The sequence below is a fragment of the Streptomyces sedi genome (assembly GCF_006335015.1).
In the GTDB taxonomy this organism is placed as follows: Bacteria; Actinomycetota; Actinomycetes; order Streptomycetales; family Streptomycetaceae; genus Streptomyces; species Streptomyces sedi.
Window position 1 is genome coordinate 438,107 of record NZ_VDGT01000001.1, and the last position, 12,192, is coordinate 450,298.

The window sequence follows — 12,192 nt, forward strand, 5'->3', positions numbered from 1 at the left end:
AGGCCGGCCGTCAGGCGGTCTTCTCCTGCGGCGGCACGGAGGCGTCCCGCTGCTTGGCCAGCCGGGAACGGGGCACCAGCGTCGGGTTCACGTTGGAGCGGACCACGTCCTCCGTGATCACGACCTGGCCGACGTCCTGCCGGGACGGCACCTCGTACATCACGGACATCAGCACCTCCTCCATGATCGCCCGCAGGCCGCGCGCCCCGGTGCCCCGGAGGATGGCCTGGTCGGCGATGGCCTCCAGCGCCGGAAGGTCGAACTCCAGCTCCACCCCGTCCAGCTCGAAGAGCCGCTGGTACTGCTTGATCAGCGCGTTCCTCGGCTCGACGAGGATGCGCAGCAGCGCCTCGCGGTCCAGGTTGTGCACCGAGGTGATCACGGGGAGCCGGCCGATGAACTCGGGGATCATCCCGTACTTCACCAGGTCCTCGGGGAGCGCCTCGGTGAGCAGGCCCGCGCTGTCCCGCTCCCGCTTGGAGCGGATGTCCGCGCCGAAGCCGATGCCCCGGGCGCCGGAGCGGGCCCTGATGATGTCGTCGAGCCCGGCGAAGGCGCCGCCGACGATGAAGAGCACGTTGGACGTGTCGATCTGGAGGAACTCCTGGTGCGGGTGCTTGCGCCCGCCCTGCGGCGGCACGGCCGCCGTGGTGCCCTCCAGGATCTTCAGCAGGGCCTGCTGGACGCCCTCGCCCGAGACGTCACGGGTGATCGACGGGTTCTCGCTCTTGCGCGCGACCTTGTCGATCTCGTCGATGTAGATGATCCCCTGCTCGGCCTTCTTGATGTCGTAGTCGGCCGCCTGGATCAGCTTGAGCAGGATGTTCTCCACGTCCTCGCCCACGTAGCCGGCCTCGGTGAGGGCGGTCGCGTCGGTGATGGCGAACGGGACGTTCAACATCCTGGCGAGGGTCTGCGCCAGCAGGGTCTTGCCCGAGCCCGTGGGGCCGAGCAGCAGGATGTTCGACTTGGAGAGCTCGATCTCCTCGTCGCGCGCGGCGTGGGAGTCACTGGCGCGCACGCGCTTGTAGTGGTTGTACACGGCGACGGAGAGCGCCTTCTTCGCGTCCTCCTGGCCGACCACATAGCTTTCGAGGAAGTCGTAGATCTCCCTCGGCTTGGGCAGCTCCCCCAGGTCGGAGTCGGGCGATTCCGCCAGCTCCTCCTCGATGATCTCGTTGCAGAGATCAATGCACTCATCGCAGATATAGACCCCCGGGCCCGCGATGAGCTTCTTCACCTGTTTCTGACTCTTGCCGCAGAACGAGCACTTGAGCAGATCGCCGCCATCACCGATGCGTGCCACGAGGTGCTTCCCCTTCGACTGCGCACCGCCGGGGTGACGGTGCCGAGTGCTTACAGAAGACGACGGTACCTCGTTGGCCCGGTGGATTGGTCCCCCTTGACGGGAATCCCCCTGGGCGGGGCCTTCCCGTCAAAGGGGACAGAGCCGTTTCACGTGCCGAATGTGGTGTCCGGCACAGGTACCGATGGTGGCCTATTCGGCCGTGGAGGTGCGGGTCGTGATGATCTGGTCGATCAGGCCGTAGTCGACGGCCTCGCCCGCGGTGAGGATCTTGTCGCGCTCGATGTCGTCGCGGATCTGCTCGATCGGCTTGGTCGAGTGCTTGGCCAGCATCTCTTCGAGCTGGGTGCGCATCCGCTGGACCTCGCGCGCGGCGATCTCCAGGTCGGAGACCTGGCCGCGGCCGGTCTCCGAGTAGGGCTGGTGGATCAGGACCCGCGAGTTCGGCAGGGCCATCCGCTTGCCGGGGGTGCCCGCGGCGAGCAGCACGGCCGCGGCCGACGCGGCCTGGCCCATGCAGACCGTCTGGATGTCCGGCTTGACGAAGACCATGGTGTCGTAGATCGCGGTCAGCGCCGTGAACGAGCCACCCGGGCTGTTGATGTAGATCTGGATGTCGCGGTCCGGGTCGATGGACTCCAGGCAGAGCAGCTGGGCCATCACGTCGTTCGCCGAGGCGTCGTCGATCTGCACCCCGAGGAAGATCACGCCCTCCTCGAAGAGCTTCGCGTACGGGTCGTACTCGCGCACGCCCTGCGAGGTGCGCTCGACGAAGCGCGGGATCACGTAACGGGACTCGGCCGGCAGACGGTCGTAGAGGCCGGAGCCTGGGAACTTGTTCATCGGTGTGTGTACCGCCTTGGTCTAGGCTTGCGAACGGGGCAGCGAGCGTCGGTGCGGGTGGTCCGGCCGGGACTCAGGCGCCCGTGCCTCCGCCACCCGTGATGTCCGACGCGCTGCCGATGACCCGGTCCAGCAGGCCGTAGTCCCGCGCCTCCTCGGCGGAGAACCAGCGGTCCCGGTCCGCGTCGCGCTCCCACTGCTCCTCGGAGACGCCCGAGTGCTCGGCGGAGAGCTTGGCCATCTTCCGCTTGGTGCGCAGCAGCTGCTCCGCGTGGATCTTGATGTCCGAGGCGGAGCCGGCGAGGCCGGCCGACGGCTGGTGGATCAGCACCTCGGCGTTGGGCAGCGCGTAGCGCTTGCCGGGGGCACCCGCCGTCAGCAGGAACTGGCCCATCGACGCCGCCAGGCCCATGGCGATGGTGACCACGTCGTTCTTGACGAACTGCATGGTGTCGTAGATCGCCATGCCGGCCGAGATCGAGCCGCCGGGGCTGTTGATGTAGAGAAAGATGTCCTTGTCCGGATCGGCGGCGAGCAGCAGCAGCTGCGCCGTGATCCGGTTGGCGATGTCATCGTCCACCGGCTGGCCCAGGAAGATGATGCGCTCGTCGAGCAGCCGGTTGTAGACCTGATCGCCGAGGCTGCCGCTTGTCGGCTCCGCTGCGGCGGAGGGCATCAAGAGCGTCACGTATCCACCTGCTCATTCCTGGACGGTCCAGGCCACGTGTGCCCGGCCGTCACTCGACTTCTGGCGTGTTTCTAGGGACCCTAACGCGCGGCTCCGACAGACCCATCCCGACCAGGGAACTGTTCGCTGTGAGCGCAGGGTCGCCCCTCCCGGGCGGTAACGGGGCGGCGGCGGGCTGACGGTGAGTCTGCGGGCGCCGCGGGGGAAAGGGGCGCGGGGTGCGGGAAGGGGGCCGGACGCTCGCGGCGTCCGGCCCCCTTCCGTGGTGTGACTGGGGCCCGCTCAGCTCTCGTTGGGCTTCGCTTCGCCCTGCTCGCCGGTCGTGGCGGCCTCGTTGGCCTCCGCGGCCTCGGCGACGGCGTCGGTGGCCTCGCCGGCCTCCTCGCCCTCGTCCTCGTCCTCCAGGTCGACGACCTCACCGTTGGTGTCCTTCACGGTGGCCGACTCGACGACGGAGGCCAGCGCCTTGCCGCGGCTGACCTCGCCGACCAGCATCGAGACCTGGTTGCCCTCGACGACGGCCTTCGCGAACTGGTCGGGGCTCATGCCGGAGGACTGCGCGCGGCGCACCAGGTGCTCCGTCAGCTCCTCCTGGCTCACGTTCAGCTCGTCGCGGCGGGCGATCTCGTCCAGCACGAACTGGGTGCGGATGCCCTTCTCCGCCTGCTCCCGCAGCTCGTCGTCGAACTCCTCGGCGGTCTTCTCCTGGAGCTTGAGGTAGGCCTCCAGGTCCATGCCGAGCTGCGGCAGCTGGTGGTGCTCCAGGTTGTGCTTGCGGGTCTTGATCTCCTCCGCCAGCAGCTTCTCGGGGAGCGGGACCTCGACCAGCTCCAGGAGGGCGTCGAGCACCTTCTCCTGGGCCTCGGTGGCCTGCTGGTAGGTGCGCTCCTCGCTCAGCCGGCGGCGGCTGTCGTCCCGCAGCGCCTCCAGGGTGTCGAACTCGCTGGCCAGCTGGGCGAAGTCGTCGTCCAGCTCGGGCAGCTCGCGGGAGGAGACGCTCTCGACCGTGACGCCGACCTCGGCCTCCTGGCCGGCGCCGGAGCCGCCCTTCAGCTCGCTGGTGAAGGTGGCGGTGCCGCCGGCGGCGAGGCCGGTGACGGCCTCGTCCAGGCCGTCGAGCATCTGGCCGGAACCGATCGTGTAGTCCACGCCGGTCGCGACGCCGTCCTCCAGCAGCTCGCCGTCGACCCGGGCCTCCAGGTCGATCTTGACGACGTCGCCCTCGGCGGCCTCGCGCTCGACGACGCTGGTGGAGGCGAAGCGCTCACGGAGCTGGTCGACGGCCTTGTCGATGTCCTCGTCGGCGACCTCGACGGCGTCCACGGTGACCTCGATACCGGAGTAGTCCGGGATCTCCAGCTCGGGACGGATGTCCACCTCGGCGGTGAACGTCAGGGTGTCGTTGTCCTTCAGGTCGGTGATGTCGACGTCGGGCTGGCCCAGCGGGTTCAGCTCGCCCTCGTTGACCGCCTCGGTGTAGAACTTGGGCAGCGCGTCGTTGACCGCTTCCTCAAGGACGGCGGCCCGTCCGAAGCGCTGGTCGATGACGCGGGCGGGGATCTTCCCCTTGCGGAAGCCCGGCACCTGGACCTGCTGGTTGATCTTCCGGTACGCCGCGTCGAGGCTGGGCTTGAGCTCCTCGAAGGGCACCTCGACAGTGAGCCGAACCCGGGTGGGGTTCAGGGTCTCCACGGCGCTCTTCACGGTAGGTCTCCTTGGGGCTGACAATCGAGAGATAGGCGGTCGTCGCTGAAGCGCTCCATATGTCGGACACACCACAGGCGCACAGGTGAGTCATCGTACGTGGTCGGGGTGGCCGGATTCGAACCGACGACCTTCCGCTCCCAAAGCGGACGCGCTACCAAGCTGCGCCACACCCCGTCGTGGCTCACGACGCGATACGTAGGGTACAGGGCCGCGGACACGGGCCATCCCCCGGTCCCATGCCGCGTCGGCGGCGATCTCACCGGCTCGGGGCGGGGTTTGGGCGCTGGTACGATGCCCATTGTTCGGGAAGTGGGGCGCGGGCCACCGCGACCTTCCGTCCCCGGCAAGCGGGCGTAGCTCAATGGTAGAGCCCTGGTCTTCCAAACCAGCTACGCGGGTTCGATTCCCGTCGCCCGCTCTCGTCTCCGCCCCGCGCGCCCGGCGCGCACCTGTCGGCCCGGCCCCCACGGGGAGCCGGGCCCTCGCGTTTCCGGAGGCCGACCGCGCCTCTCAGGGCGCGCTGTTGATCGAGTCGTCGACCTCGTTGACACCGTCGGTGACCGACTGGAGGAAGTCGTTTATCGGGTCGGCGGCGCCGGTGGAGGCGAGGGAGAAGCCGAAGAGGATCGCCACGATGGCCGGTCCCCACTTGACCGCCCCGCTCCGGATCATGAAGAACATGATCACGCCGAACAGCAGGGCCAGAGAGAACGAGATAACCACAACTGATCACACCTTCGGAAGGTCGCCACTGCTCCGTCAGGGGCTTGACCACGGCCGCCGCACCCCCGCAGGCACCATCGTGCCATCAACTACCGGGTCAGTGGAGGCGGATGACCAACCGACGGACCCGATCGGGCGGTGCCGACGCGACGTTGGGCGACGAACCGCCCGTTATCGCTCCGTTAGCCACCGCCGTCGCCCCGCGTATGCATTTCCCACGCTCCGTAAACCGTGTTCGGGATCACGCCGGCCGGTGATCGGACGGCGTCATTCGTCGAGCACCACGTGGAGCGTCGGGGACCGGCAGACGGGGCGAAACACACCATTTAATCCGGTCAAATCGCATCATCAAGGACAGGTGCCGTCGCCTCCCCCACCCATGGGCTCTCGTTTCATCGGATGAATCTCTTCCAAGATTCCCGCATTCCGCTCGGCGAATGTACGGACGACCTGGGGAAGCGCTATCGTGCGGACAATGTTGCAGGTCCGTAACCAACGAGCCGCCCCGCCCCGGGACCGGGCGAGGCAGGCTGTCCCCCCACCGACAGTCACGGACGGTCAAGCACCGGTTAACACCCGGGACCCCTTCTTCGACAACGCCAAGTACCTGGCGATCGTGCTGGTCGCCATCGGTCACGCGTGGGCGCCGCTGCGGGACGACTCCCGCACGCTGGCGGCGCTGTACAACGCGGTCTACGCGTTCCACATGCCGGCGTTCATCCTGATCGCCGGCTACTTCTCGCGGAACTTCACCGGCCGGCCCGAGCAGTTGCGGCGGCTGGTCGGCGGCGTGCTGGTCCCGTACCTGCTCTTCGGCGTCGCCTATGTGCTCTTCAAGCGCTGGGCCACCGACGACCCGAACCACCCCTTCGCCCTGCTCGACCCCTACTACCTGACCTGGTTCCTGATCGCGCTCTTCGTCTGGCGGATCACCGCGCCCCTGTGGAACGTGGTGCGCTGGCCGATGCCGATCGCGCTGACGGTCGCCGCGCTGGCGAGCTTCGCCCCGTCGTTGGGCAACGACCTCAACATCCAGCGGGTGCTCCAGCTGCTGCCGTTCTTCGTGCTCGGCATGAAGCTGCGCCCCGAGCACTTCGAACTGGTCAAGCGGCGCGAGGTGCGGCTGGCCGCGCTGCCGGTCGCGCTGTGCGCGCTGGCCACGGCGTACTGGTCGGTGCCCCGGATGGAGGCGGGCTGGTTCTACCGGACCTACGCCGCGCAGGACCTCGGCTTCGAGTGGTGGGCCGGCGTGGTGATGAGCCTGGCGCTCTTCGGCTGCGGCCTGGTGTTGACCGTCTGCTTCCTGTCCTGGGTGCCGTCCGGCCGGCGCTGGTTCACGGCGCTGGGCGCCGGGACCATGTACGGCTTCCTGCTGCACGGCTTCGTGGTGAAGGCCTCGCGCTGGTGGGACTGGTACGACACGTCGTGGGTGGCGACCCCGGCGGGCCAGCTCGGAGTGACGGCGATCGGCGCGGTGGTCGTCACGCTGCTGTGCACGGCGCCGGTGCGTCGCCTCTTCCGCTTCATGGTGGAACCGCGGCTGGGCTGGCTCTTCACGCGGACGCCTCGCGGCGCGGTGCCTCGCGGCGCGGTGCCTCGCGGCGCGGAGGCAGGGGCGGACGGTCCGTCGCGGTCACGGTAGTCGCCCGTCCGCGCCCCGGTGGACGGTTGCCCGCGCAGTTCCCCGCGCCCCTACGGCCGGTGGGCGGCTCGGGGGCGCGGGGAACTGCGCGAATGCTGAGTGGCGGAGCGAGGACGACCACCGTCCCGGACAACCCCGACGCGTAGTCGACACAAGCCCGGCGCACAGTGCCCCGCGCCCCCAAGGCCGGTGGGCGGCTCGGGGGCGCGGGGAACTGCGCGAATGCTGAGTGGCGGAGCGAGGACGACCACCGTCCCGGACACCCCCGGCGCGTAGTCGACACAAGCCCGGCGGACAGTGCCCCGCACCCCCAAGGCCGGTGGGCGGCGAGCCGGGTGGTCGCCCCCGCCATCAGCCCAGCGGCAGCGTCTCAGCGTCTCAGCGCACGTCCACGCCGTGGGCGGCGAGATAGCTGAGGGGGTCGACGTCGCTGCCGTAGACGTTGCTGGTGCGCACCTCGAAGTGGAGGTGGGGGCCGGTGGAGCGGCCGGTGTTGCCGGAGTCGCCCAGCCAGCTCTCGGCGGTGACGCGCTGACCTGGCTCGACCGCGATCGAGTCGAGGTGGGCGTAGAGCGCGTAGTGGCCGTCGTCCATGGCGACGGTCACCGCGTTGCCGTAGTCGCCCGAGTAGCCGGCCTCGACGACCCGGCCCGGGCCGACCGAGTGGATGGGTGTGCCGACGGGGACAGCGAAGTCCACGCCCGTGTGGTAGCCGGCGGCCCAGCCGCCGGGGATGCCGTAGGCGGCGGAGACGGGGTAGCCGGTGACCGGCATCGCCCAGTCGCCGGCTGCCAGCGGGTGCCAGTACCAGGGGTGGAACGGCTCGCCCCCGCCGCGCTCGGTCAACGACCCGTAGTAGGGCCCGAGTCCGCGCGGGCCGCTGACCGCCGCGTCGCCGATGCCGCCGAGGAACTGGTCGATCTCGGCGGTGCGCGCCTCCGGACGTTCCTCGTGTCCGAGGGCGGTCACCGCCCAGGGGCCCGTTATCGCCACCGCTCCCAGCAGCGTGCAGCCGACGGCCCAGCGTCCCGAGGGGCGGGAGGGACGCAGGGCGGCCAGCGGGCGGGCGAGCCGCCGGTTGAGGGTGGCGACGAGGGCGTGACCGTTTCCGCGGGTGCTTCGGGCGTTGCTCATGTCCCCGAGCCAAGGGCAGCCGATGGCGCGGCGCATCCCGCCCGGGGGCCGTCCGCACGGCCGTTCGGCCCAGTTCGGGGGTGGTGCGGGGCCGCTTCGTCGCAGCTCAGAGACATGACAACGGAGCGTCGACGATTCGACACCGGAGAGTGATCAGCCCGGTGGGGGGCCGCCACTCTTCCAGGGGGCGCGGGACCGGCCGGCGGCGGGCCCCGGACCTCCCTAGTCGCGGCCGATCAGCACCAGCGCCCTGTCGTCGTTGACGTCCTTGGCGACCGCGTCGATCAGGTCCCACGCGGTGTTGCGGAAGCCCCTGGTGACATAGCGGTCGGCGGCGCCGGTGAGGCGGTCGATGCCCTCGGAGAGGTCCTCGTCGGGGCGTTCGACCAGGCCGTCGGTGAAGAGCATCAGCACGTCTCCCCGGCGCAGCGTGCCCTTGGCCGGGTGGAACTCGGCGCCGTCCCAGACCCCGAGCAGCGGACCCTCGGCCGCGACCTCCTGCCAGCGGCCGGTGCCCGCGTGCAGTTGGAGCGCGGGGAGGTGGCCGGCGGAGAGCAGCTCGTAGTCACCGCTGTCCAGGTCGAGGACCAGGTGGATCGAGGTGGCGAAGCCCTCCTGCCAGTCCTGCCGCAGCAGATAGCCGTTGGCCGCCGGCAGGAAGCCGTGCGGCGGCAGCGAGCCGAGCAGTCCGCCGAAGGCGCCGGAGAGCAGCAGCGAACGGGAGGCCGCGTCGATGCCCTTGCCCGAGACGTCGGTGAGGACGACCTCCAGGGTGCGCCCGTCGGGGCCGGTGCGCGCCGCCACCACGAAGTCGCCGGAGAACGACTGCCCGCCGGCCGGGCGCAGCGACACCTCGTGGTGCCAGCCGTCGGGCGGTGCCGGCAGGGCGCTCTGCGCGCTGATCCGCTCGCGCAGGTCGAAGAGCATGGTGTGGCCGCGCCGCCAGGGCACGCCGACCCGGCTGCGGAACTGCGCTATCAGCAGCCCGATCAGGGCGACCGCGGCGACCAGCAGGATGGTGCCGGGGGTGACCGGGTCGGGCGCCGAACGCTCGGCGTCGATCAGCGCGGTCTCCAGCACCAGGGCGAACGCCACCGCGACATACAGCCCGAGCAGGCTGGCGGGGCGCAGCAGCAGGCCGGCGGCGACCAGCGGCAGCAGCAGCGCCTCCGGCGGGCACCACTCCGGCCAGCCGGCGGTGGACAGCGCCAGCACCGGGATGGAGAGCAGCAGCGCGGTGAGGGCGATCCAGTCCGAGCCGTCGCCCCTGAAGTAGTCGACGGCGGAGCGCCGCAGCCCGACGCGCGCCCGGTGGACCGCCCGGCGGAGCCGCATTCGCCGGCTCTCCCGTGGCGTGGTCGCCAGGCTGCGGCGTGTCATGGTGTGGGACCTTATCCACCGGATCACGGCCACGTCGAACCTCGGGACCGCTCGGACATCCGTGCGCCGTCCGCGCGGGCGGGCGCGGCCCGGCGCCGGAGGTCGCGGCGCGAAAGCCCTCGCCGCGCGGCGTGCGCCTTGGTAGGGATGTCGCCATGACCATCGAACTGCGGCGGATCGACGCCGACGAGTGGGACCGCTGGCACCGCACCCTGGACTGGGCCTTCGGCGGGCTGCCCCAGTCCGTCGAGGAGCGGGAGCTGTGGCGGGGGCTGGTGTCGCTCGACCGCTGTCTCGGCGCCTTCGACGGGGGCGAGGTGGTGGGTACGTACGGCGAGCTCTCCCTGGGAATGTCGGTGCCGGGCGGGGCCGTGGTGGAGACCGCGGGGGCGACCATGGTGTCGGTGGCGGGCACACACCGCAGGCGAGGGCTGCTGCGCCGGATGATGCGGCGGTCGCTTGAGGCCGCGTGGGAACGGGGCGACGTGCTCTCGGCGTTGACCGCGGCCGAGGCGCCGATCTACGGGCGGTTCGGCTACGGGGTGGCGGCCCACTCGTTGGCCGCCACGGTGCCGAAGCACAGGGTCGTGGTGGGCACGCCGCCGCCCGGCACCGACGACGTGCGGCTGACGGTGAGCACGCCGGCGGACGCGTTGGAGCGGTGCGAGAAGCTCTACGCCGAGCTGGTCACCCGGCGCCCCGGGGCGCTGGAGCGGCGCCCCGGCTGGGAGCGGCTGGCGCTGCTCGACCCGCCGGCCGAGCGGCACGGCGCCTCCGAGATGCGCTGCGTGCTGGCCGAGCGGGAGGGCGAGCTGGTCGGCTACGCCCGCTACGCGCTGCGGGTGGAGTGGGAACGCTCGGTGCCGGGCGGCCCGGTGCTGGTCAGAAGCCTGGACGCGGTGGATCCCGCCGGCTACGCGGCGCTGCTGCGCTATCTGCTGGGCCTGGACCTGACCGACCGGGTGGAGCTGATGGGGCGTCCGGTGGACGATCCGCTGGTCCATCTGCTGAGCGACATCCGCGTCAGCGATCTCCAGCTGAGGGACCGGCTGTATCTGCGACCGCTCGACGTCGGCGCGGCGCTGGCGGCCCGCCGCTACGCCGCCGACATCGACGTGGTGCTGTCCGTGGCGGACGCCAACTGTCCGTGGAACGAGGGCCGTTGGCGGCTGTCCGGCGGCCCGGGGGGCGCGGTCTGCGCACGCACCGACGATCCTGCCGAACTGGAGCTTGACGTGCGGGCGTTGAGCGCCGCCTACCTGGGCGGGACGTCGCTCGGGGCGCTGGCCGGCGCCGGGCTGGTCGGCGAGGCGCGGCCTGGCGCGCTGGCCACGGCCGCGGCGGCCTTCGGCCATCCGCTGGCGCCGTGGCTGCCGCACGGCTTCTGAGGCCATCACGTCACGCCCTCCCGGCAGCTCCCACCCGATGCGCCCGAGGATACGGGCCGGGACCGACATCGCGCAGCTCTCAACGGGGTTGGCAGCGCGGGCACCAGAAGAGGTTCCGCGCGGCGACCTTCGCGGTGGCCACGGGGCCTTCGCAGACCAGGCACGGCTGGCCCGCCCTGCGGTAGACGTAGACCTCGCCGCCGTGGTCGTCGACGCGGGGCGGCCTGCCGGTCGCCTCGGGGGTGTGCTCGGGGCGAACGGTGTCGATGCGGCCCAGCCGCACGCCCTCACGCATCAGCGTGACCAGGTCCTCCCAGCACGCGGTCCAGGTGGCGCGGTCCACCTCGCGCCCCGGACGGTGGGGGTCGACGCCGTGGCGGAAGAGGACCTCGGCGCGGTAGATGTTCCCGACGCCGGCGACGACGGCCTGGTCCATCAGCAGGGTGCCGATCGCCGACCTGCTGGTGGAGACGCGGCGCCAGGCGCGTTCGGGGTCGGCGTCGGCGCGCAGCGGGTCGGGGCCGAGGCGGGCGGCGACGGCGGCGCGTTCCTCGTCGGTGCGCAGGGCGCAGGTGTTCGGGCCGCGCAGCTCGGACCAGTGGTCGTCGTTGGCCAGCCGCAGCCGGATCTGGCCGACGGGCCGGGGCACGGGGGGCTCGCCGAAGGCGACCTTGCCGTAGAGGCCGAGGTGGATGTGGACCCAGCCGACGGGGGCGAAGCCGAGGAAGAGGTGCTTGCCCCAGGCCTCGGCGGCCTCCAGCGGCTGGCCGTCGAGCAGCGCCGCCGCGTCGGCGAACTTGCCCTGGGGGCTGTCCACCCGCACCGGCCGGCCGGCGAACCGCTCGCGGTGGGCGGTCGCCAGCCGGTGGATGACGTGGCCCTCGGGCATCAGCCCTGCTCGGCGGGGAGCGGTGGCAGGACGCCCTCGGTCTCGTAGGCGCCGAGCATGGCGACGCGGCGGCTGTGGCGTTCGGCACCGGAGTAGGCGGTGTCGAGGAAGACGGCGACGAACGAGGTCGCCTCGTCGGCGGTGTGCATCCGGGCGCCGACGCTGAGGACGTTGGCGTCGTTGTGCTCGCGGCCCAGGCGGGCGGTCTCCTCGCTCCAGGCGAGGGCGCAGCGCACGCCGCGCACCTTGTTGGCGGCGATGGCCTCGCCGTTGCCCGAGCCGCCGATGACCACGCCGAGCGAGCCGGGGTCGGCCGCGACGCGCTGGGCGGCGCGGAGGCAGAACGGCGGGTAGTCGTCCTCGCCGTCGTAGTGGTCCGGGCCGCAGTCGACGGGCTGGTGACCGTGCTGGGTCAGCCAGGCGACCAGGTGGTTCTTCAGCTCGAAGCCGGCGTGGTCGGAGGCCAGGTAGACGTGCATGGCCCCCAATATG

At 71.2% G+C, this 12,192-nt stretch carries 11 protein-coding genes and 2 tRNA genes; 3 read left to right on the plus strand and 10 right to left on the minus strand.

Annotated features, from left to right (window positions below):
• Window positions 1–10: 10 nt before the first annotated feature.
• From clpX to FH715_RS01745, 5 genes are all read right to left on the minus strand, one after another.
• Window positions 11–1,306 carry an ATP-dependent Clp protease ATP-binding subunit ClpX gene (gene clpX, locus FH715_RS01725; RefSeq protein ID WP_139640179.1) on the minus strand — a complete coding sequence of 432 codons (1,296 nt, stop codon included), beginning with the start codon at window positions 1,304–1,306 and terminating at the stop codon, window positions 11–13.
• 192 nt (window positions 1,307–1,498) lie between these two features.
• Window positions 1,499–2,149 carry an ATP-dependent Clp protease proteolytic subunit gene (locus FH715_RS01730; RefSeq protein ID WP_139640180.1) on the minus strand — a complete coding sequence of 217 codons (651 nt, stop codon included), beginning with the start codon at window positions 2,147–2,149 and terminating at the stop codon, window positions 1,499–1,501.
• Between the two features lie 73 nt (window positions 2,150–2,222).
• Window positions 2,223–2,837, minus strand: coding sequence for an ATP-dependent Clp protease proteolytic subunit (locus FH715_RS01735; RefSeq protein ID WP_170184598.1), 615 nt, complete (start codon window positions 2,835–2,837; stop codon window positions 2,223–2,225).
• A gap of 282 nt (window positions 2,838–3,119) precedes the next feature.
• Window positions 3,120–4,541 carry a trigger factor gene (gene tig / locus FH715_RS01740; protein WP_139640181.1) on the minus strand — a complete coding sequence of 474 codons (1,422 nt, stop codon included), beginning with the start codon at window positions 4,539–4,541 and terminating at the stop codon, window positions 3,120–3,122.
• Between the two features lie 100 nt (window positions 4,542–4,641).
• Window positions 4,642–4,718, minus strand: a tRNA-Pro gene (locus FH715_RS01745).
• A gap of 173 nt (window positions 4,719–4,891) precedes the next feature.
• Between FH715_RS01745 and FH715_RS01750 the strand changes: the two genes are divergently transcribed.
• Window positions 4,892–4,962, plus strand: a tRNA-Gly gene (locus tag FH715_RS01750).
• A 92-nt stretch (window positions 4,963–5,054) separates the two neighbouring features.
• On the opposite strand, the gene FH715_RS01755 is transcribed toward FH715_RS01750, so the two are convergent.
• The gene (locus FH715_RS01755) at window positions 5,055–5,267 is read right to left on the minus strand and encodes a hypothetical protein (protein WP_097233682.1); all 213 of its coding nucleotides are present in this window, start codon (window positions 5,265–5,267) and stop codon (window positions 5,055–5,057) included.
• A 475-nt stretch (window positions 5,268–5,742) separates the two neighbouring features.
• Between FH715_RS01755 and FH715_RS01760 the strand changes: the two genes are divergently transcribed.
• Window positions 5,743–6,909: an acyltransferase family protein gene (locus FH715_RS01760; RefSeq protein ID WP_139640182.1), complete on the plus strand. Its 1,167-nt coding sequence runs from the start codon at window positions 5,743–5,745 to the stop codon at window positions 6,907–6,909.
• 378 nt (window positions 6,910–7,287) lie between these two features.
• On the opposite strand, the gene FH715_RS28715 is transcribed toward FH715_RS01760, so the two are convergent.
• A complete protein-coding gene (locus FH715_RS28715) occupies window positions 7,288–8,043 on the minus strand; it encodes a M23 family metallopeptidase (RefSeq protein ID WP_246108482.1) in 756 nt (251 codons plus the stop codon).
• A gap of 222 nt (window positions 8,044–8,265) precedes the next feature.
• Complete coding sequence (locus FH715_RS01770) at window positions 8,266–9,423, minus strand: PP2C family protein-serine/threonine phosphatase (protein WP_246108483.1); 1,158 nt, start codon at window positions 9,421–9,423, stop codon at window positions 8,266–8,268.
• Window positions 9,424–9,578: 155 nt separating this feature from the next.
• On the opposite strand from FH715_RS01770, the gene FH715_RS01775 reads away from it, so the two are divergent.
• Window positions 9,579–10,811: a GNAT family N-acetyltransferase gene (locus FH715_RS01775; protein ID WP_139640183.1), complete on the plus strand. Its 1,233-nt coding sequence runs from the start codon at window positions 9,579–9,581 to the stop codon at window positions 10,809–10,811.
• A gap of 79 nt (window positions 10,812–10,890) precedes the next feature.
• Here the strand turns inward: FH715_RS01775 and FH715_RS01780 are convergent, their stop codons facing one another.
• Window positions 10,891–11,700 (minus strand): Fpg/Nei family DNA glycosylase, encoded by an 810-nt coding sequence (locus FH715_RS01780; protein ID WP_139640184.1) that lies wholly within the window; start codon window positions 11,698–11,700, stop codon window positions 10,891–10,893.
• The gene (locus tag FH715_RS01785; protein WP_139640185.1) at window positions 11,700–12,179 is read right to left on the minus strand and encodes a ribose-5-phosphate isomerase; all 480 of its coding nucleotides are present in this window, start codon (window positions 12,177–12,179) and stop codon (window positions 11,700–11,702) included. The genes FH715_RS01780 and FH715_RS01785 overlap by 1 nt, the downstream gene beginning before the upstream one ends.
• Window positions 12,180–12,192 lie beyond the last annotated feature (13 nt).